Raw genomic sequence first — 19,763 nt, forward strand, 5'->3', positions numbered from 1 at the left:
GCCTTTGCAAATAGTAAAGGCCTTTTCCGTTTATAAGCATAGCTTTTTTTTTGACCAAAGACTTTAGACTCCCGACTAAAGACTATCTATAAGATTACTATCTTTACATAGATTATATCTATATCATGACTATCACACAGTTAGAATACATCGTCGCCGTTGATACTTATCGCAGCTTTGTGGCAGCCGCCGACAAATGTTTTGTTACCCAGCCCACCCTGAGCATGCAGATCCAGAAGCTGGAAGATACCCTGGGGGTAAAACTGTTCGACCGCTCCAAACAACCCGTAACGCCTACCGAAATTGGTATTGATATTGTTGCCCAGGCCCGCGTGCTGCTGGCCGAGAGCGAGAAGATCAAAGAGATCATATCCGACCGCCAGAAAGAGCTGTCGGGCGAGCTGAAGGTGGGCATCATCCCCACCGTATCGCCTTATATCCTGCCTAAAATATTGCATGGCTTCATCCAGAAATATCCGCAGGTAAAACTCATCGTGTGGGAACAAACTACCGAGCAGATCATCCAGCAATTAAAACTGGGCACACTGGATTGCGGCATCCTGAGCACCCCGCTGCACGAAAGCAGCCTCATCGAGATCCCCGTATTTTACGAAAACTTTGTGGCCTACGCCAGCAAGCACAGCAAGCTGTATAAAAAGAAAAGCATTAACCCCGACGATATCGACATGGAAGAGATCTGGGTGCTTAATGAGGGCCATTGCATGCGCGAGCAGGTGCTCAACATCTGCCAGCGGCGCAAATCAACCCAGGGCTTCCAGCATTTCGAGTACAACACGGGCAGCGTCGAAACCCTGAAACGCATGGTCGACCAAAACAATGGCGCCACCATACTGCCCGAACTGGCCCTGGCCGACCTCACCGAAAAACAGCTGGACCGCGTACGCTACTTCAAATCGCCCGAGCCGGCGCGCGAAGTAAGCATCGTCATCCAGCGCAACTTCCTGAAACGCCGCATGATAGAGGCTCTGAAAAACGAGATACTCGAGTTCGTCCCCAAACGCATGAAGAATAAGAAGAAGAAAGAGGTGATGGAGTTTTGATGTGAGTGATGAGCTTTGAGTGGTGAGTTATGAGTGCTTATCGCTTTATTAAACAGTTTAAACTTACAACTCAAAACTCACAACTTTAGTTACGGAAAACCTGCGTAATCATCAACCCATAAACCCCTGCATCAAGGATACCGATACCCAGCCGACCGAAAGCCGGGTTAAGGATATTGGCCCTGTGGCCCGGCGAGTTCATCAGCCCGGTATGCGCCATGGGCAGGGTTTGGGTTATGGCAATATTTTCGCCGCCGGTTAAAAAGCGTACGCCGCCGTTCTTCATCCGGTCGAACGGGTCGAGGCCCTCGGGGGTATAGTGCGAAAAGTAGCCCCGCTGCAGCATATCTTCCGAATGATCGCGCGCCACCCGGGTTAATTGCGGGTCGGGTTTTAGTATTTGCAGGCCGCGTTGTTGGCGCTCCATGTTCACCAGTTGCAGCATTCTGGCTTCCAGGTCGGGCCGCTCATGGGCGGCGCTTACCTTAAAGGGCAGCGTTATCATCCGGTCATGGCTCACGGTAGCCTCGCCGGCACCTTTTAGTTGCAACAGCGCATCGGTAAATATGGGCGAGAGGCGCTCATTAATCAGCCCTACATCGTCGGCCAGTTGTTTGGCCAGCGGGCTTTTACGGGCCTGGCGCATAAACACGTTATCAAGCGGGTACACCACCAGGAAGGTAGCAATCAGTATCGCCCAGATATAGCCGTTTATCAGCCCCGGCAAGGTGCCCGCAAGGCGGTTAAGGGGGCTATCGGTAACGCGGTCGGGCAGCCGATCCAACAGCCAGGCTATTAACCCGTCAATAACCGCCTGTGCCACTATAATGGTAATAATAAAAGCCAGCGCCGGCGACCATACCCCCGTTTGCGGCAGCACCTTTAACAGCATCCCGCTAATAGGCTTGTACAACAGCAAGGCCAGCACCAGCGTAGTAACCCACGACAACAGGATCAGCCCCGACACAATAAACCCGCGCCGGTAGCCCGTCCAGATGCTAACCAGCACCACCATAATTATCAGGATGTCTACAATGTTCATCAGGCTGCTACCTCCAAAAGAGTCCCAGGGATAAATATAAAAGATTTTTGTTTTGGTATTTAAAGAGATAGTAACTAATCTCTAATCAACCAATCACCAATTAACTAATAATGGCGTTCCCGCTGGTAGAAGCGGGGCCGGGCTGTCCATTCATACGCCTGCAGGCCTTAAGCGCGAAGGCCGGTATCCATTGCCATCCCTTACGCGGGAGCGCGCGCTGGGCCTGTGCGATCCGATAGCTATCGGATCCCTCCCTTGGGAGGGTGTAGGGAGGGGTTTACGCGCTATGCAAATCAAATCTGTAACTTTACCGTTATTACATTTATGGCAGATGTGCACAGCAAAGAAACCCGCAGTTATAACATGTCGCGGATTAAGAGTAAGAACACCAAACCCGAAATGCTGGTGCGGCAGTTCCTGCATAAAAATGGTTTACGATACCGACTGCACGTAAAAGACCTGCCCGGCAAACCCGACATAGTATTACCCAAATACAAAACCGCAATTTTTATACACGGCTGCTTTTGGCATGGGCATGAGGGATGTAAATACTACGTTGTGCCTAAGACCAGAACAGAGTGGTGGTTAAATAAAATACAGGGAAACGCTACTAATGATGCAAAAGCCGAAGCACTGTTAAAAGAGGGTGGCTGGAAAATTATTACGATTTGGGAATGTGAATTAAAGAGGCTTTTATCTGAAAAAACTTTAGCCCAACTCTTGCTAAATTTAGCTCCGGAATAATTCTCCACAATCGCAAAAGTTCACTTATATCCGATTGACTTATAGTCGAATAGGCGATAGCTTGCAGCTATGGATATTCGCAAGAAAATCGGCCTTCGTATAAAGGAATACCGGATAAATTTAAAACTCACTCAGGAAGCTTTAGCCTTTAAAGCTGAGATAGATAAGACTTATGTAAACGAGGTTGAAAACGGAAAAAGAAACATTTCTGTAATCAATCTTGAAAAATTGATTGGTGCACTTGATGTAACTGTTAAAGATTTTTTTGACAGCAAGTCTTTTGAAGGAGGCGTTGAATAATGGCTCTTAAATCTTCAAAGGCTAATTCGCCTCTTGTACCAAATGAATTAGATTCGGCAGTACTTACACATTATGTTGTAACAAAAAACAAAGTTTATAAAGACAAAGCTTATGAAATCGCTGAAAATAACCCAAGCGAAATCCATGAGCCGGAAGCATTATATCAAGCTGTACAAAAAAGTTTATTTGATGTTACTGACATTCCTTTTCCCGGACCACCAAAAGGAAAAGAAAAATTTACCTTTATTGATCTATTTGCCGGCATAGGCGGCTTTCGTTTGGCATTGCAAAATCTTGGCGGACTTTGTGTGTATAGCTCGGAGTATGACAAGTATGCACAAAAAACGTATTTCGCAAATTTTGGAGAAACACCATTCGGAGATATCACTAAAGAAGAAACCAAGTCTTTTATCCCGCCTAAGTTCGATATCCTTTGTGGAGGATTTCCCTGCCAGCCATTTTCAATCGCCGGCGTTTCAAAAAAGAATAGCCTTGGAAGGAAACATGGATTTGAGGATGAGAAACAGGGCAATTTGTTTTTTCATGTTGCAGAAATCATTGAGAAACACAGGCCTAAAGCATTCTTCCTGGAAAACGTAAAAAATCTGGTATCCCATGATAAGGGTAATACTTTCAGAGTGATTAAAGCAACACTTGAAGAGTTGGGATACTCATTTAACCATCGTGTATTAAATGGAAAACATTTTGTTCCGCAGCATCGAGACAGAACAATCATGGTAGGTTTTGATAAGCAGGTATTTGGGGAGGATATAACGTTTGACTTCGATTTAGTCAAGCTACCTGAAGCGGATAAGCAAATAAAATCTATACTTAAATCAGATGTAGATCCAAAATACACCTTGTCGGAACATTTGTGGAATTACCTGCAAGGATATGCTAAAAAACATAAAGAGAAAGGAAACGGCTTTGGCTTTGGTTTGGTGAATTTAGATGGCATTAGCAGGACTATGAGTGCTCGTTATTACAAGGATGGCGCTGAAATTCTAATACCACAAAATGGTTCAGTCCCCCGAAGATTGACCCCAGATGAATGCGCAGCATTACAAGGGTATCCTGTGAACGCGGGACATAAAAGCTTTAGAATACCAGTATCAGATAACCAAGCTTATAAGCAGTTTGGAAATTCTGTTGTAACACCACTTATTGAGGCAGTAGGGAAAGAAATAGTTAAACACATTAAATCCTAAACAAATGGCTAACTCCTTATCCAGTTATTTTAAAAGCATTGGTGCTAAAAGATTAAGTCGGGTAGAAATTGACCCTAAGACATCTCATCAACATGAGCTTAATGGAATCGCTGGGTTCAAGGAGATATTTGGTTTAGATCCAATTGAATTTAAGACGAAGTTCATCTACTTAGCTGACGACGAAGATGGAATCTTTGAAAACGACGGTTTTTTAAAATGGTACGATGCCCGGGAAAAGCACGCGACCAGAACTGAACACAGGCTGTATTATTCAGACAATCAAGTTATTCCGATTTCTGCCGAAGGCGATCTAATTATTGTTGGCGTAACACAAAAGAATGACGCCGTTGTCCTTGTTGCACCTAGTGGCTCCACTTCAGAGAAGCAATTACTATGGTTGTTTAATCTGTCCGAAGTTCAAAATAAATTTATCGTCAAGGATTTATCCGCGGATAAAACTGACATAGGATTTGCAGGGAAATATATAATCGCCTCGCTTGGAATTGAAATCGAAGAATCAGAAACAGACGATCTTGAAAAACTAATCACCTTATTCGGTAAGAAGTTTCCTCCCACCTATATTTTCTCGGAATATGCACGCTCAACCGTTAAAGACATTTCAATAATAGAAGCTCCAGATGAGACACTTATAAAATGGCTTGAAAGAGAAGAGCTATTATTTCGAACATTAGAAAACATTATCGTTAAGGAGAAATTAACTACCGGTTTTGGCAAAGACAATAACGATGTTGATGAGTTTATCAGTTTTTCGTTAAGCGTTCAAAACAGAAGAAAATCGAGAGCCGGACATTCATTCGAAAATCATTTAGCCGTAATATTTGAGGGCAATAAACTATCTTTTGATAAAGGAAAAACAACCGAAAGAAATAACAAACCGGATTTTCTATTTCCGAAAAATGGTTATACTGATCCTTCTTTCGATATTGAGCTTTTAACAATGTTGGGCGTAAAAACTACTGCGAAAGACAGATGGCGGCAGGTTTTATCGGAAGCTGATAAAATACCCTACAAACATTTAATAACTCTTGAACCTGCAATTAGCAGAAATCAGACGGATGAAATGTTGGCCAAAAACCTACAGCTTGTGATACCTAAATCAATTATACCGACATATCAAAAGGACCAACAATTACAATTGATTTGCCTTTCGGACTTTATCACATATGTGGCAAAAAAACAAGCCTTTATTTAACATTTTTGTGCTAACAGGCTTACCATATAAGCCTCACTGACGCAACTATCCACCCGTTATCTTGTTTCATCCCTGTTCGGACGGACACCTGCCGAATAGCTTATGCTGATACACCAACAAAGGCAAGGCATTAATGAAATATATCTGACGAAATATAACTATGTTTATATTATGAAGAAGAACTTATTAATAGTTGTACTGGCGTTGCTAGTTTGCATCAGCAGTTCGTTTATTACCGTTAGTCCTGCTGTAAAAGCTAATTGTGCCGCTTTGCCGCAAAGCAAGGTGCAGCCATTTTGTAAAGTTACCTATGTTGATCATCGTGGCCATAGTATAAAGCTGACCACAAATATTCTTCATGCTTCATCAAGGAGCCTGACGTTTATTTTTGACGGTGGTGAAAAATTGATCATCAGCTTTACAATGATCAGGCCGGGCCACTTTATAGCCGAGTCTGCACGGTCCAGAGATCCTCAAATTATATTTTACCCCTCACATTCAAGTATGCCAATACCTATGGTTGGGGCAGTTATGATAACAGCCGCCAAACCGGTATCCGGCAATTTTAGCCATTTGATAAGCGATGATGATGACGAACATCTTACTTTAGTGGCCGGGACATTTAGTTTTTAGCGGCCAGCTCTTAAGCCGGCGCAGGTATAGCAGAGCCAAAAGCGCGTGTCCATTCTGTCTTACTCCCTGTGCGGACGGACAAACCCCGCGTTAGTGATTGAAACGGATACCGGCCTGTGGCTAATGCCTTGTGCAGTATGAGTGGAAAGCACGGGCCGCAGGCAACGCCATTATTAGTGATTAGAAATTAGTTCCTGTCGCTTAATTAACCCCATCCTGCCTAAATAATTATTTCTTACTTTAATGGTTTTAAACTTTACCTTTAGTTATAGTCTTTGATAAAAAAAACAACTTTATCGGGGACCCCTAACCTTAAACCTATAAACATGAATTTATTTTTACGGGCAAAGCATTGGCAGTTATTCATCCTGGTTTTCGGGGTGCCGTTTTTATTACAAATTGTAATGATGCTTAACATGGTTGCTGCCATTAACCATAACCGCGACCAGGCGGTATTTATTACCTGTTTAAAACTATTCCCGTTATTGATGGCGCTTTTTATGGTGACCTTGTTTGGCTGGCAATGGTCTGTTGCCACCCGGTTACAGAAAGCCCTGCCTGCCCGGCTAAAAATGAAGTTATCCAGGTTTAAAACTTTTTTCATCATTCCGATGGTTTATTTGGTGTTGATGATGGTTGGCATAACCTGGTTATTTTGGCACGGCTGGGGGTTTGTTGGCTCTCCGCATCTATTTCTTTTGTTTTTTACAGTGATTTTTCCGCTGCATTTATTTTGCGTGTTCAGCCTTTTTTATTGCCTGTATTTTATTGCCAAAACATTAAAAACAGCGGAGCTGCAACGCGCAGTAACCTTTAATGATTTTGCCGGCGAGTTTTTTCTGATCTGGTTTTTCCCTATCGGCGTTTGGTTCGTTCAACCACGGATCAATAAAATCGCAGCCGATTTAGCTAATGGCGACCCGGTGATTAAAGATTGAAGATTAGTGATTAAAGATTAGTTCATGTCGCTCTGTTAAACCAGCATATAGAGATTAGTTCATGTCGCTTAAACCCCATCCTGCAAGGTACCACGGGCAAACGTACAACGCCCTTACAACATACAACGCCCTTACAACATACAACCTGCAACATACAACGCCCTTACAACAAACAACCGGCAACGTACAACACCCTTACAACACCCTTACAACACACAACCTGCAACATACAACGCCCTTACAACAAACGTTCTCACATTAGCATGACACTACTTCGGGCGGTTTTTGGTAGTTTTGTTACCAGATAATTACCCATGACTATTACTAAAGAACAAGTACTGCAGGCCCTGAGCAATGTTGAGGAACCCGATCTTAAAAAGGACCTGGTTACCCTGAACATGATCCAGGACGTTGAGATTGACGGCAACCGCCTTAGCTTCTCGGTTATCCTGACCACGCCGGCCTGCCCGCTAAAGGCACTGATAGAGAATGCCTGCCGCAACGCGATAGGCCACTTCATCAGCAAGGATATTGAGGTTACGGTTAACATGACGTCGCGCGTTACCACGCAGAAGAACACGGGTGTGCCGGGGGTTAAAAACATCATTGCGGTTGCCAGTGGCAAGGGCGGGGTGGGTAAAAGCACCGTCGCGGTAAACCTGGCGCTGGGGCTGGCCAAAAGCGGCGCCAAAGTGGGGCTGATTGATGCGGATATTTACGGACCAAGCATCCCGATCATGTTCGGCCTGGAAGGCGCCAAACCAAGGGCGAGTAACGAGAACGGCAAAACGCGCATCGAGCCGATAGAGAAATACGGCATCAAGCTGCTGTCGATAGGCTTTTTTACCGACCCTAACCAACCCGTGCCCTGGCGCGGACCAATGGTGTCAACCGCCGTTAAACAGTTGTTTAATGATGCTGATTGGGGCGAGCTTGACTACCTGGTAGTCGACCTGCCACCCGGTACGGGCGATATCCATATCACCATTACGCAGACGTTCCCGGTTACGGGTGCGGTTATTGTAACTACGCCGCAGGCCGTTGCGCTGGCGGATGCTAAAAAGGGCATAGGCATGTTTTTAATGGAGAGCATCAACGTGCCGCTACTGGGTATTGTGGAGAACATGGCCTACTTTACCCCTGCCGAGCTGCCGGAGAACAAGTATTACATTTTTGGCCAGGGTGGCGGCAAAAAGCTGGCCGAACAGCTGGAGGTTCCGTTTTTGGGCGAGATCCCGCTGATTAAAGGCATAAGCGATAGCGGCGACGCCGGTAAACCCATTGTGTTAAGCGACGAGCACCCGCTGATGGTTAACGCCTTTACCGAAATGGCAAACCGCGTAGCGCAGCAGGTATCCATCAACAATGCGATGGCTGCAGGCAGGACCATCGCGGGCTAAAACAAAACAAATACCGCTTGCGATAGCTTTATTGCCAATGAAAAGCAATCAAAAGCAATGAAAATATTGTAATTAATTATAACTTTACTTATAAATTAGTAAAAATGAGTTTATTAGAGAGGGTTGAAGCAGCGTTGGATTCGATAAGGCCATATCTGGAAACAGATGGTGGCAATGTATCGGTTGAGGAGATTACGCCCGATAATGTGGTTAGACTGAAGTTACTGGGATCATGCGGGTCATGTCCCATGAGCATCATGACGCTTAAAGCCGGCATTGAAGGTGCCATACAAAAAGCGGTACCAGAAATTACCGGTGTTGAAGCCATTAACCTAACCGATATTGACGACCCGGACGCTGTGCTTCCTGAAAATTTAAGGTAGTTAATGTTAACTAATGTTAAAAAACTACCCGCCCACAGGCAATACCAATTAGTTTTGAAACTAAAACCTATTTTTACCCGTTGATAGTAACTACACAACGGCACAATAGCAACAATGAAATACCTTTTTGCTCTATTATTTTTATCTTTCGCAATAGCGGCCTCGGCACAGGTTACCGAGAAACCGCTGGTGCAGTTTAGCGGCGTTACCCATAATGCCGATAGCGCCCGGGTAATTGTGCCTTACGTAAACGTTACCAATCTTACCACACACCGGCAGGTTTATATTACTAATTATGAGGGCTATTTCTCATTTGTAGTGCATGAACAGGATACCCTGCGTTTTAGCAGCGTGGGCTATAATCCCATTACGGTGGTTATCCCCGCCAACGTAACCAGCCACAGCGTGGTGATGAATTTATTGCTAAAGCCCCAGATCATCAACCTGCCCGCCTTCAGGGTTTTTCCGTGGGCCACTACGGATGAGTTCAGGAAAGATTTTCTGGCGCTTAAAGTTGCTGATGACGACCTTGAAATTGCGCGTAAAAACCTGAGCGGGGCTTCTATCCGTGCTATGGAGGCTTCAATGCCGCGCAGCGGTTATGAAAGCTTTAGCGTGCAGGATATGCATAACAGCATTGTTAATTCGCACTCAATCACCAATCCGCTGCTTAACCCGTTTGCCTGGGGCAGCCTGATCAAAGATATTGCGGCAGGCGATAAATCGTCGTCCAAATAATACTAGCGGCCTTTTTTAGCAGCCGGGAATTTCATTTTATATTCCACGTCCACAATTCCTTTTGAGATATCGGTCAGCCTTTTCTCCAGCATACGCTTGCGTAGCGGGCTTAATCTGTCGGTAAATAATTTACCTTCAATATGGTCGTACTCGTGCTGGATAATGCGGGCCGCCATGCCAGAGAAGGTTTCGTCATGGTGTTTCCAGTTCTCGTCATAGTAGGACATCCTGATGGTCGACTTGCGGGTGACGTCTTCCCTGATATCAGGAATACTCAAACAGCCTTCATTAAACGACCATTCTTCGCCGCTTTCTTCTTCTATACAGGCGTTAATGAAAACCTTTTTAAAGTCTTTTAACCCGGGCTCTTCATCATCAAAAACAGAAGCATCTATTACAAACAGGCGCATAGACAGGCCAATCTGCGGGGCAGCCAAACCAACGCCGCGGGCGGCATACATCGTCTCAAACATATCCCCACATAATTGTTTGATATGCGGATACTCTGCAGGCTCAATAGCGGTTGCTTTTCTCTTTAAAACCGGATCGCCGTAGGCTATAATAGGAAGTTTCATAGTTACAAAATTACGGGTTTATTGCTTAGGCTCAAATAGCAAGGTCATCATTTTACTTTCATCAAATATTTCGTTGCTTATTTCAAGCAGCTGGCTGGCTGTTACGTTGTTTATTTTCTCAAATAATTGCGGCAGGGTATCCACATAATTAAAATCAACCAGGCTTTTAGCCATCGATATGATCAGGCTCATGCGGTTCTCTTCGGCCAGCGCTATCTGCCCTATAAACTTTTGCTTGTTTTGATGCAGCTGCAGGGTACCCAGCTTTTGCCCGCGCAGCTTCTTTAATTCTTTATGTACCAGCCTGGCGGCTTTTTCGGCCTTTTCGGTATCGGTACCAAAATAAATGGAGAAGATGCCGGTATCGGTTAGCGCGGTATAGTTTGATTCGATGGTGTAGGCGATGCCGTACTTCTCACGGATCTCCAAATTAAGGCGGTTGCTCATGCCCATACCGCCCAGCAGGTTGTTTAGCAGCAGCAGCCCCGTTTTATTTTTGTGGGACGATGAGTAAGCCTGGTTACCAATAATGCAGTGCGTTTGCGAGATAGGCTTATGGATGATGTGCTTGCCGCCAATGTTAAAGCCGGGGGTTAGCCTGTTCTTGGTATTATAGTTTGGCGCAATACCACCAAAATATTTATCGCCCAGGCGGCTTACCTTCTTAAAGTCGTAATCGCCTATAACGGCGAAGATAATTTCATTGGTATTATAGTTAGCAGCTATAAACTGCTTCATATCCCCGCGGTTTAGGCGGCCCACGGTTTCTGTGGTGCCCAGTATGTTTTTTCCTATCGGATGGTCTTTAAACAACAGCTCCTCAAAATCATCCTGGATGGCTTCTTCGGGCTGATCAAGGTAAGATGCGATCTCATCCTGGATCACGCCGCGTTCTTTTTCAACCTCTTCTTCAGGAAAAGTTGAATGGAACAGAATATCCTCAAACAAATCAAGCGTACGCTCTAAATAAGGGTTTAAAAACGAGGCATGGATACAAGTATACTCTTTAGTAGTATAGGCATTCAGATCGGCCCCAACCAGTTCTAAACGGTTAAGGATTTGGTTGGTACTGCGGCGTTCGGTTTCTTTAAATAACAGGTGCTCTATAAAATGCGCCAGGCCTTCCTGCCCCGGCAATTCATCGCGCGAACCGGCATTAACCAGCACGCAGCAATGCGTAACCGACGAAGGCGCATATTTATACATTATCCGGATGCCGTTTGACAAGGTGTAGAGCTGGTATTCCATCATGTGGATGGCAAAGATAGGGAATTAAGCACATACTCGTTTAGCAAAGCCGTCCTGCTATTCCGAAGCTGCCCGGGTTACCGGCGGACGGACACTTTGAGTTAACGACGGCCAAAATATTTCACAATAAATTACGGGTTAGCACAAATCGTTTTATATTCGTTCTATGAACATCAAAATAGCCGATCTTGAATTTGAGCCGCTAATATCGGCAGAGACCATACTAGCCCGTACCAAAGAAATTGCCGCGCAGTTAAATATTGACTATGCCGATAAGGCGCCCATATTTGTCGGTGTATTAAACGGCTGCTTTATGTTTATGGCCGACCTGCTACGCCAGATTAACATCCCCTGCGAGGTTGCTTTTACCAAGCTTTCATCCTACCACGGCGGCATAACCACTACGCGCCGCATCCGTGACGATTTTGATTTGCTGGTTGATATTACCAACCGGCATGTAGTACTGGTTGAGGATATTGTGGATACCGGCAACACGCTCGACTATTTAGTCGCCAAGCTAAGCCACCGCAAACCGGCATCCATAACCGTATGCGCCCTGCTGCTCAAACCCGATGCTATTGAATATCCCGTTGAAGAATTAAAGCATGTGGCTTTTAACATTCCCAATGAATTTGTAATAGGCTATGGGCTGGATTACCTGGAGATGGGCAGAAATTTGGATGGGATTTATAAAAGGGTAGTATAGACCACGCGTCCTTACAAACATGCGCCGGTGTCAAACCTAACCGGTGCCGCAACGCTTTTCATCTTAAATTCATTATCTTATTTTAATATTAGCATATTGTAATAAGATGCCTGCGGTAAAATTTCCTTTTAGAAAACAGCTGGCTTATACCGCAGGGATGATAGGCTGGAGCATGATGACCAATACCATCATTGTGATGCTGCCGTACTTTTATTTACCGCCCAAAGGGTCGGGCCTTACGCCGTTTGTGCCGCAGCTGCTGTTGTTTGGGGTGCTTAACCTGTTATCTGTTATTGCCGCCTCGGGGCGCTTTGTTGATGCGGTTTATGACCCGCTGATAGCTTCGCTGAGTGATAAAAGCAGGAATGCCAAAGGCCGGCGCATCCCGTTTATGAAATGGGCCATAATACCTGCTGTGCTGTTTTTTTGCCTCACGTTTGCCCCGCTGGTTAAAGGCGAAAGCATGTACAACGCGGTTTGGCTGACGGTTAACATGATCTGTTTTTTTATGGGGGCAACCACCTATATCATCCCTTACAACGCATTATTGCCCGAGCTTACCAATACCGCTGCCGAAAAGGTTAAGCTATCCTCGTTTCAGCAGGTGGGATTTATTATCGGTATCGTATTTTCGGCCTGTATCAACAACTTTGCCGACTTGGTGCAGCATTATTTTGTGGTTGCCAACCGCGACGCAGCCGTACAGTACACCATCTGGGGCATGAGCATCCTTGCCGGCCTTTTTATGCTGGTACCGGTGTCATTTATTAACGAGAAAAAATACTCAAGCGGCAAGCCATCGCATCTGCCGCTGCTGCCCGCCATCCGCAAAACATTCAGCAACCGTAATTTTAAGTATTACCTGGTATCTGATTTTTCGTACTATATGGCGCTCAGCATTATATCAAGCGGGCTGTTGTATTTTGTTACCGTACTGCTGCACCTGCCCCAGTCGAAAAGCGGCGTACTGATGGGCACCATGGTGCTGTTCTCCCTGGTGTTTTATCCGCTGATCAATTACCTCTCAAAAAAGATCGGCAAGAAACCCATTGTGCTTTTTTCGTTCGCGCTGCTAAGCCTCATTTTTGTGGCTATATTTTTCCTGGGGAAGTTCCCGCTATCGGCCAATGTGCAGATCTATACGCTGGTGCTTTGCGCGGCTTTCCCGCTGGCATCCCTGGGGATATTACCCAACGCCATCCTGGCCGAAATAGCCCAGCGCGACGCCAACCAAACCGGCGAAAACCGCGAAGGGATGTTTTTTGCTGTTAAATACCTGTTTGTAAAACTGGGGCAAACCCTGGGGATAGCGCTGTTTGCTTTCCTGACGGTTTATGGCAAGGACCCCGGTAATGATTACGGGCTGCGCCTTAACGGCATTTGCGGCTGCGTGCTATGCCTGATGGCCTTTGCGGTATTTAGCCGTTTTAAGGAGGTTAGGACGCGATAATGCGTCAAATTTGCTGTTCCTTCGCCTTCAGGGGGCTGGGGGCTAACCGCTTGTAAAAAGCGTTCAACCGCACAGGTCGATAACTGACCGCCCGGGCCATTTAGGTTAAAATCAAATCCGTGGGTTGCCCAGGGCAGTTTAAGCCAGTAATGTTTAACACCATTCTGCTCCAGCTTTTGGCTTAACCGGCGGCTATGTTCGTAAGCAACCAATACATCATTATGCCCATGGATAATGAGCGTTGGCGGCGAATCTTTGTCCACAAATTCAATAGGCGAACTTGCCGCATAATTCTGCGGAACTTTAGCATACGACCCGCCCAGGTAAGCCTCCATCACCCCGCGCGAGTCCATGATCCAGGGGTTAGCCGGGAGGGAGTATCCCCAAACCATATCGGCAGGGCCGTAAAAATCTATTACGCCTTTTATGCTTTTGTCGTGCAGGGTATAGGCTGCCAGCAGGGCTATTTGCGCACCGGCCGACCGGCCCAGCAAAACAAAGTTATTGGTGTCAATATTCAGCTTGTCGCTTTCCTTCCGCAGGTATTTTAAGGCTTCCTTAAGATCCATAACCGGCGCCGGGTTTTTATATTTTGGCGCCATCCGGTAATCTATCGAAACTACATTATATCCCTTACGGGCAAGGTAGCTGTTTAACTCAGGCAGCTGCGCTTTATCGCCCTTGGCCCATGAGCCGCCATGCACCACAATAACACAGGGCCTTTTACCGGCAACCTGGCTTGGGTAATAATTTAAGGTTAAAGCGGTATCAGCGTAATTAATATAAGTTAAGGTTTTGCAGGCGATGTCTTTAGTGGGGATGAACAGTTTACTAAAGCTAAACGGCTGCCCGGCATCACCCCCGGTTAGGCTAAATGCCGTGTTAAGCTCATCTTTTAAAGTGCCGCCAACTGCGTAGGCCCGTACAATAGGCGACAGGTAGAGGATGACAGACACAACGCCGATAACAGTCCCCGCCAGTTGATGCTTTTGTAACCAAAACCCGGAGGCAACCAGCACGGCGCTTATCGTCACAAAAACTAAGGGGAACTCGGCTACTACAATTGCCAGTAGCCAGAGATAATAAGCGGGCGCTTCAAATACAGCCAGTAACGAGATAAGGAAAAAAAGGATGATCAATAATAAACGCGTCATCCTATTAATCATCTATAAGCTCAACCTCGGCAACCGGGCTGAATAAATATACCCGTTTGGTTTTGATCTCGGTGCATTTATAGCGCTTACGCAGTTTTTCTTCCTTGCGGAAAATACGGCCATCCTTCAGCTTGAAAACAGCGTGCAAGGGTAGTTTTTCAACCGTGTGGATATCTTCCTTAGGCGGGTCGTATTTACGTAACGAGCGGTACAGGATCAGGTCAGAGCAGCTGGATGCTGCCGGGTTATTCAGATAACTAACAATGGCGTGCTTAACGTCAGGGGGGAAAACATCTTTTTCAAAAAAAGGCTGCATCATTTTTTTGAAGTTGTTTTTCCACTCGGTGCCATGCGGCTTGGCTTTTTGCTTATGCTCGTTCCAGGTATGCAGGTGTGCAAACTCATGTACGGTGGTTACCAAAAAAGCGTAGGGGTTAAGGTCGTAATTGACAGAGATGCGGTGCCCCTTGCCATCAAATGGCGCGCGGTAATCGCCAAACTTGCTGCCGCGATTGCGTGAAATTTTAAACTCGCATTTAAAGTAATCTATCCAGCGGCCAATTAATGGTGCCGCGTCAGGCGGAAGATATTTTTCTAAAACTTTTACTTTATCCAATTCTTACCTCTGAATCAAAGATAGTTGTTTTTGAGGTGAAAGGCAAAAGCTTCTTAACAGCTAATTTCAAGCTTATATCCTTTGCTGCGGATAACAACAAGTTTGATATTCGGGTCAACTTCCAGTTTTTTTCTAAGTTTTGATATGAACATATCCAGGCTACGCCCCACAATAACACCTTCATCTTCCCATATCTCTTTTTGCAGCCGGCTGCGCGCTATAACCTGGTTAGGAGTCACCGCGAAAATACGCAGCAGGCGGGTTTCAGTTCCCGTCAGCTCTATTGTATTTCCATTTATTATAAGTTTCCTGTTTTTCGCATCAAACAACACTGAGCCCAAACTGATCATGCCCGTATCCCGACCATCATCAGTTAAAGCCTTTCGTGGCTTAACAGACCTGAAAAAAATAAAACCAACGAAAGCTAAAAAGGGCAAACCGCCCAGCAGAAGTCCATTCTTTGCAACATTTATGCCCTTCGGTTTAAATTTAATGTTGATCAGGTAAGGTCCGATGGGTTGCTTTCTTCCCCTGCATGAAACAATATCATCTTTTTTATTTTTGGAGATAGCGTATCCATAGGTTACACCGGCGTTACCATTCATTAAAACGTTAACAACATAGTCACTTCCCAGCGGGTCGCCCGCCAACAAACGGGTGGTCGTATTCACCAGGGAGTCCGGTTGAAAAGTAAGATTCTTTTCAAAACTGATCTGGTATTCATTTTTTGCGATCTTTTTAACGGGGAGAACTCTTGATGTGCTGTCGCCCGATTGCAATAGTACCTCATGTCCGATCCTGCGGAGCAAAACTTCCCTTCTGGCGATAGCGAAATCGTCATTATCCCCCATACTGTAAGCCACGCAGACTACAGCGGTAAATAAGAGTAGTAACAATCCGAACAGGTATTTGCCTTTTCCGGAGAGCAGGTTTTGGCTAGCTAACATAGTGTCAAGATTTTATTTACAAAGTTTACATTTTTATTTACAATCCTGATTCCCAGGACAGAAAAATATCAAAGTAATTTTGATGGATCAAATTTAAAGGACATGAAAAATCAAAAAATGAAAAGGTTACTTGTATTTATTCCGGCCATCGCGCTGGTATTATTTCTACTCAATTCTTTTGTAATGAAAGAAAAGGAAGCAAAAAATAAACCAATAAAAGAAGGCAAATCACCGGCGGTTGTCAACATCATTTTTAAATCTGCTGATGGCGGACAAACATGGCAGGACATTAGCGAAGGACTGCCTGCGAATTTGCAGAAATCAGGTGTGGGGGGTGGTGGTTTATTGGTAAATGATCGCGGAATCTATTTACGTGCCGGCAATGGGATTTATCACAGTGAACCAAACTCCACAACGTCTTTCTGGACAAAAGAGCTTTTTCCTGGTAGACAACGTAACATCGCCCCCGGCAAGAATGGGATATTTGCCTATGATTTCAGGGGACAGTTTTTACAAAAAATAAACGGAAGGAGTGATTGGTCGCCCATGTACACCGATTTTCAGAAGCAAGCGGTACGCATAGACAAAACGATAGATTGGATGTACAAGACTTATAAAGAAAGAGAAGTACGCCGCGTTTTTGAAACTGCCGGAGGCACCGTTTTCATTAGTTCAAACAACATGCTTTTTAGATCCACTAACAGTGGAAAAACCTGGAAACAAGTGCATGTTGGCGACGGTAGCATGAAATTGGCAGAGTCAAACGGTGTACTCCTGTCTACCAGCAAAGATGGAATACTAAGATCAACCGATGATGGTCAAACCTGGGATCGTGTGATTAGTGAAGGGGGTGCCGGCGTCGCTGTGGAACGTATAGATGGAGGATTTGCTGCTATAGTCTACAACACAATAGCCCAAACAAACACCCTGCACCTATCACTGGATAGTGGGAAAACCTGGAAAGCCATAGGCGAAGACCTCCAACCTTCCTGGATTAGTTTATTGATGACAAAAACAGGCTTACTTAAATCGTCGGATATTTTATCAATTAAACAAATGGGTAAATATTTAATCTGTTGCCGCGCTGATGGTATTTTCAAGTCAGCTGATATGGGTAAAACATGGAAAAAACTGTTACTTCCTGCTATAGAAAATTATGGCTTCAATCTATCTGTTTCGGGCAACCTGATCTATGTCATACCAAATAAAGGCTGTTGAAAATTGCAAAGGCGCCCCGCAATTTTCGCGGCTGAATGGTTAATTAATTCTAATCATTCAAAATACACCTTTTACCTCAATAGGTGGTATGCTACAAAGCTGGCAACATAAGCCAGCACGGTCATGTAAGCAAATTGTATGGCCGGCCAGCGCCAGCTTTTGGTTTCGCGGTAAACAACGGCTACGGTGCTGGCGCACTGCATAGCAAAGGCATAAAACATCATTAACGAAAACGCTACCGCGAAGGTAAACACCGGCTGACCGGTTTGCGTATTCTTAGCCTGGTGCATTTTTTGCTGCACCGACTGGATATCATCGGCGCTGCCGTTTACACTGTAAATGGTGGCCATGGTACCCACAAATACTTCGCGAGCGGCAAAGGAGGTGATTAGGGCGATGCCTATTTTCCAGTCAAACCCAAGCGGGCGGATAGCCGGCTCAATAACATGCCCCAACACACCCGCGTATGAATTTTCAAGTTTTTCTGACGCGATATTTTTATTTAGCTGATCGGCGCTGATGTTTTGCGTGTATTGCGGCTGTTTGTATTTAGCATCTATCTTTTCAAAGCGGTCGCCGGGCCCGTAGGATGCCATCACCCATAAAATTATAGACACGGCTATAATAACCTTACCCGCCTGCAAAACAAAGGATTTGGAGCGCTCATACATGGAGTAAGCCACGTTGTTCCACCTCGGCATGCGGTAAACCGGCAACTCCATAATAAAATAACCGCGCTCACGGCTTTTTAAAATAAACTTAAACACCCAGGCCACTACCACTGCCGATACCAGGCTAAATACATACATGCCCGTTAACGCCAATCCCTGCAGGTTAAACAACCACCAAACATTTTTATTAGGTACAACCAAGGCTATTAATAACGTGTAAACCGGTAGCCGGGCAGAGCAGGTTACCAATGGCGTAACCATAATGGTGATCATGCGGTCCTTCCAGTTCTCAATGGTACGGGTGCTCATAATAGAGGGTACCGCGCAGGCAAAACCGCCGATTAGCGGCACTACTGATTTGCCGTTAAGCCCCACCTTGCGCATCAGCTTATCCATCATAAACGTAACCCGAGACATATAGCCGGTATCTTCAAGGATAGATATAAAGGCAAACAGTATAGCTATCTGTGGTATAAATACCATAACACCGCTAAGCCCTGCAATTACGCCATCAACCAACAGGCTAACCAGCGGGCCGGCAGGCAAAACATGGTGTAAGGTATTTTGCACCCATACAAAAGCGTCGGCAATCAGTTCCATTGGATAGGCGGCCCATGAAAATATCGCCTGGAACATAAACATCAGGATGGCAAAAAACAGGATAAAGCCAAATACCTTATGGGTAAGCACCTTATCAATTTTATTGCTCAGCGTTTCGTCCTGGGCTGTATCAGGCACTTTAACCGAGTCATACAACAAATCATTGATGAAACTATAACGGGCGATGGTTTCGCGGCCCTGTGCTTTCTGCGAGTGGAAGCCGTACTCTTTTTCCAGTTCTTCAATACGGTCTGATTGTTCAGCCGACAGAAACTTAAGGGTTTCATGCTGATGTGCCAGTTGTAAAGCAAAATATGGATTATCGATATTCAGTTCCCTGCTGATACTATCTATCAGTTCCGGAGCGATGGACCTTACATCGATACTATCCTCCTGCAGGGCAAACTTGTTAGCATAAGAAATAGCAGTTTTAAGCTGATCTATCCCTTCCAGCTTGCGTGCCGATATGGGTACAACCTGCACGCCAAGGCTTTTTGCAAACTGGTCAACATCTATGATAATGCCTGATTTTTTGGCAAGATCCATCATGTTAAGCGCCACAATTACCGGGATCTTCAGATCGGCAACCTGGCTGTACAGTAATAAATTTCTTTTAAGGTTTGATGCGTCAAGAATAACAACCACCAGATCGGGCGTTAAGGGATTATGCCTGTCGGCCAGTACTGAAAATACGATGGATTCGTCCTGGCTCTTGGGATAAAGGCTGTAAGTGCCCGGCAAGTCAATAATTTCGGCTACGCGGCCATCGCGCAGTTTTGAATAACCTACTTTTTTATCAACCGTAACCCCCGGAAAATTTCCTATTTTTTGATTTAACCCGGTTAATACATTAAAGAGTGTTGATTTACCGGTGTTTGGATTTCCAACAAGTGCAACTCTTATATCAGCTTTCAATTA

At 45.2% G+C, this 19,763-nt stretch carries 20 protein-coding genes; 13 read left to right on the top strand and 7 right to left on the bottom strand.

Annotated features, from left to right (window positions below):
- Positions 1 to 125: 125 nt before the first annotated feature.
- Positions 126 to 1,061, top strand: coding sequence for a hydrogen peroxide-inducible genes activator (locus LJ658_RS06035; RefSeq protein WP_230545576.1), 936 nt, complete (start codon positions 126 to 128; stop codon positions 1,059 to 1,061).
- A gap of 85 nt (positions 1,062 to 1,146) precedes the next feature.
- Here the strand turns inward: LJ658_RS06035 and LJ658_RS06040 are convergent, their stop codons facing one another.
- Positions 1,147 to 2,103, bottom strand: a complete 957-nt coding sequence (locus LJ658_RS06040; protein WP_230545577.1) for a CvpA family protein — start codon at positions 2,101 to 2,103, stop codon at positions 1,147 to 1,149.
- A gap of 324 nt (positions 2,104 to 2,427) precedes the next feature.
- Between LJ658_RS06040 and LJ658_RS06045 the strand changes: the two genes are divergently transcribed.
- The 9 genes from LJ658_RS06045 to LJ658_RS06085 all read left to right on the top strand — a co-directional run bounded on the left by LJ658_RS06045 (position 2,428) and on the right by LJ658_RS06085 (position 9,660).
- A complete protein-coding gene (locus tag LJ658_RS06045) occupies positions 2,428 to 2,847 on the top strand; it encodes a very short patch repair endonuclease (RefSeq protein WP_230545578.1) in 420 nt (139 codons plus the stop codon).
- Positions 2,848 to 2,916: 69 nt separating this feature from the next.
- Positions 2,917 to 3,147 (top strand): helix-turn-helix domain-containing protein, encoded by a 231-nt coding sequence (locus LJ658_RS06050; RefSeq protein ID WP_230545579.1) that lies wholly within the window; start codon positions 2,917 to 2,919, stop codon positions 3,145 to 3,147.
- On the top strand, positions 3,147 to 4,355 hold the full coding sequence (gene dcm, locus LJ658_RS06055) for a DNA (cytosine-5-)-methyltransferase (RefSeq protein ID WP_230545580.1): 1,209 nt from the start codon (positions 3,147 to 3,149) through the stop codon (positions 4,353 to 4,355). The genes LJ658_RS06050 and dcm overlap by 1 nt, the downstream gene beginning before the upstream one ends.
- 4 nt (positions 4,356 to 4,359) lie before the next feature.
- The gene (locus tag LJ658_RS06060; RefSeq protein ID WP_230545581.1) at positions 4,360 to 5,568 is read left to right on the top strand and encodes a type II restriction endonuclease; all 1,209 of its coding nucleotides are present in this window, start codon (positions 4,360 to 4,362) and stop codon (positions 5,566 to 5,568) included.
- A 171-nt stretch (positions 5,569 to 5,739) separates the two neighbouring features.
- Positions 5,740 to 6,201 (top strand): hypothetical protein, encoded by a 462-nt coding sequence (locus LJ658_RS06065; protein ID WP_230545582.1) that lies wholly within the window; start codon positions 5,740 to 5,742, stop codon positions 6,199 to 6,201.
- A 326-nt stretch (positions 6,202 to 6,527) separates the two neighbouring features.
- Positions 6,528 to 7,139 (top strand): hypothetical protein, encoded by a 612-nt coding sequence (locus LJ658_RS06070; protein ID WP_230545583.1) that lies wholly within the window; start codon positions 6,528 to 6,530, stop codon positions 7,137 to 7,139.
- A 314-nt stretch (positions 7,140 to 7,453) separates the two neighbouring features.
- A complete protein-coding gene (locus LJ658_RS06075) occupies positions 7,454 to 8,539 on the top strand; it encodes an Mrp/NBP35 family ATP-binding protein (protein WP_230545584.1) in 1,086 nt (361 codons plus the stop codon).
- A gap of 104 nt (positions 8,540 to 8,643) precedes the next feature.
- Positions 8,644 to 8,922, top strand: a complete 279-nt coding sequence (locus LJ658_RS06080; RefSeq protein ID WP_230545585.1) for a NifU family protein — start codon at positions 8,644 to 8,646, stop codon at positions 8,920 to 8,922.
- Between the two features lie 114 nt (positions 8,923 to 9,036).
- Positions 9,037 to 9,660 (top strand): carboxypeptidase-like regulatory domain-containing protein, encoded by a 624-nt coding sequence (locus LJ658_RS06085; protein WP_230545586.1) that lies wholly within the window; start codon positions 9,037 to 9,039, stop codon positions 9,658 to 9,660.
- Positions 9,661 to 9,662: 2 nt separating this feature from the next.
- On the opposite strand, the gene def is transcribed toward LJ658_RS06085, so the two are convergent.
- Both def and LJ658_RS06095 read right to left on the bottom strand, forming a co-directional pair.
- Positions 9,663 to 10,235 carry a peptide deformylase gene (def, locus tag LJ658_RS06090; protein ID WP_230545587.1) on the bottom strand — a complete coding sequence of 191 codons (573 nt, stop codon included), beginning with the start codon at positions 10,233 to 10,235 and terminating at the stop codon, positions 9,663 to 9,665.
- Between the two features lie 18 nt (positions 10,236 to 10,253).
- Positions 10,254 to 11,483, bottom strand: coding sequence for a pitrilysin family protein (locus tag LJ658_RS06095; protein ID WP_230546148.1), 1,230 nt, complete (start codon positions 11,481 to 11,483; stop codon positions 10,254 to 10,256).
- A gap of 166 nt (positions 11,484 to 11,649) precedes the next feature.
- Here LJ658_RS06095 and hpt point away from each other — a divergent pair, with 166 nt between their 5' ends.
- Both hpt and LJ658_RS06105 read left to right on the top strand, forming a co-directional pair.
- On the top strand, positions 11,650 to 12,189 hold the full coding sequence (hpt, locus tag LJ658_RS06100; protein WP_230545588.1) for a hypoxanthine phosphoribosyltransferase: 540 nt from the start codon (positions 11,650 to 11,652) through the stop codon (positions 12,187 to 12,189).
- Positions 12,190 to 12,295: 106 nt separating this feature from the next.
- Entirely contained in the window at positions 12,296 to 13,639 is a 1,344-nt protein-coding gene (locus LJ658_RS06105) for an MFS transporter (protein WP_230545589.1), read from the top strand.
- Here LJ658_RS06105 and LJ658_RS06110 read toward each other — a convergent pair.
- From LJ658_RS06110 to LJ658_RS06120, 3 genes are read right to left on the bottom strand one after another with little or no spacing between them, the layout of a single operon-like run.
- On the bottom strand, positions 13,546 to 14,793 hold the full coding sequence (locus LJ658_RS06110; protein ID WP_230545590.1) for an alpha/beta hydrolase: 1,248 nt from the start codon (positions 14,791 to 14,793) through the stop codon (positions 13,546 to 13,548). The genes LJ658_RS06105 and LJ658_RS06110 overlap by 94 nt on opposite strands.
- Positions 14,794 to 14,797: 4 nt before the next feature.
- Positions 14,798 to 15,409: a SprT-like domain-containing protein gene (locus LJ658_RS06115; protein ID WP_230545591.1), complete on the bottom strand. Its 612-nt coding sequence runs from the start codon at positions 15,407 to 15,409 to the stop codon at positions 14,798 to 14,800.
- 53 nt (positions 15,410 to 15,462) lie between these two features.
- Entirely contained in the window at positions 15,463 to 16,356 is an 894-nt protein-coding gene (locus LJ658_RS06120; RefSeq protein ID WP_230545592.1) for a winged helix-turn-helix domain-containing protein, read from the bottom strand.
- A 102-nt stretch (positions 16,357 to 16,458) separates the two neighbouring features.
- Between LJ658_RS06120 and LJ658_RS06125 the strand changes: the two genes are divergently transcribed.
- Entirely contained in the window at positions 16,459 to 17,574 is a 1,116-nt protein-coding gene (locus tag LJ658_RS06125; protein ID WP_230545593.1) for an exo-alpha-sialidase, read from the top strand.
- Positions 17,575 to 17,645: 71 nt separating this feature from the next.
- Here the strand turns inward: LJ658_RS06125 and feoB are convergent, their stop codons facing one another.
- The gene (gene feoB, locus LJ658_RS06130) at positions 17,646 to 19,760 is read right to left on the bottom strand and encodes a ferrous iron transport protein B (RefSeq protein WP_230545594.1); all 2,115 of its coding nucleotides are present in this window, start codon (positions 19,758 to 19,760) and stop codon (positions 17,646 to 17,648) included.
- Positions 19,761 to 19,763: the final 3 nt, after the last annotated feature.

Origin of the sequence: Mucilaginibacter sp. UR6-11 (assembly GCF_020880695.1) — a bacterium.
In the GTDB taxonomy this organism is placed as follows: Bacteria; Bacteroidota; Bacteroidia; order Sphingobacteriales; family Sphingobacteriaceae; genus Mucilaginibacter.

What these genes read in the sequence shown, in the direction of transcription:
- dcm (WP_230545580.1), top strand. Translation starts at nt 3,147, where the DNA reads ATGGCTCTTAAATCTTCAAAGGCTAATTCGCCTCTTGTACCAAATGAA.
- LJ658_RS06105 (WP_230545589.1), top strand. Translation starts at nt 12,296, where the DNA reads ATGCCTGCGGTAAAATTTCCTTTTAGAAAACAGCTGGCTTATACCGCA.
- hpt (WP_230545588.1), top strand. Translation starts at nt 11,650, where the DNA reads ATGAACATCAAAATAGCCGATCTTGAATTTGAGCCGCTAATATCGGCA.
- LJ658_RS06095 (WP_230546148.1), bottom strand. Translation starts at nt 11,483, where the DNA reads ATGGAATACCAGCTCTACACCTTGTCAAACGGCATCCGGATAATGTAT.
- LJ658_RS06085 (WP_230545586.1), top strand. Translation starts at nt 9,037, where the DNA reads ATGAAATACCTTTTTGCTCTATTATTTTTATCTTTCGCAATAGCGGCC.
- LJ658_RS06120 (WP_230545592.1), bottom strand. Translation starts at nt 16,356, where the DNA reads ATGTTAGCTAGCCAAAACCTGCTCTCCGGAAAAGGCAAATACCTGTTC.
- LJ658_RS06040 (WP_230545577.1), bottom strand. Translation starts at nt 2,103, where the DNA reads ATGAACATTGTAGACATCCTGATAATTATGGTGGTGCTGGTTAGCATC.
- LJ658_RS06050 (WP_230545579.1), top strand. Translation starts at nt 2,917, where the DNA reads ATGGATATTCGCAAGAAAATCGGCCTTCGTATAAAGGAATACCGGATA.
- LJ658_RS06125 (WP_230545593.1), top strand. Translation starts at nt 16,459, where the DNA reads ATGAAAAATCAAAAAATGAAAAGGTTACTTGTATTTATTCCGGCCATC.
- def (WP_230545587.1), bottom strand. Translation starts at nt 10,235, where the DNA reads ATGAAACTTCCTATTATAGCCTACGGCGATCCGGTTTTAAAGAGAAAA.
- LJ658_RS06070 (WP_230545583.1), top strand. Translation starts at nt 6,528, where the DNA reads ATGAATTTATTTTTACGGGCAAAGCATTGGCAGTTATTCATCCTGGTT.
- LJ658_RS06075 (WP_230545584.1), top strand. Translation starts at nt 7,454, where the DNA reads ATGACTATTACTAAAGAACAAGTACTGCAGGCCCTGAGCAATGTTGAG.
- LJ658_RS06060 (WP_230545581.1), top strand. Translation starts at nt 4,360, where the DNA reads ATGGCTAACTCCTTATCCAGTTATTTTAAAAGCATTGGTGCTAAAAGA.
- LJ658_RS06110 (WP_230545590.1), bottom strand. Translation starts at nt 14,793, where the DNA reads ATGACGCGTTTATTATTGATCATCCTTTTTTTCCTTATCTCGTTACTG.
- LJ658_RS06035 (WP_230545576.1), top strand. Translation starts at nt 126, where the DNA reads ATGACTATCACACAGTTAGAATACATCGTCGCCGTTGATACTTATCGC.
- LJ658_RS06080 (WP_230545585.1), top strand. Translation starts at nt 8,644, where the DNA reads ATGAGTTTATTAGAGAGGGTTGAAGCAGCGTTGGATTCGATAAGGCCA.
- LJ658_RS06065 (WP_230545582.1), top strand. Translation starts at nt 5,740, where the DNA reads ATGAAGAAGAACTTATTAATAGTTGTACTGGCGTTGCTAGTTTGCATC.
- LJ658_RS06045 (WP_230545578.1), top strand. Translation starts at nt 2,428, where the DNA reads ATGGCAGATGTGCACAGCAAAGAAACCCGCAGTTATAACATGTCGCGG.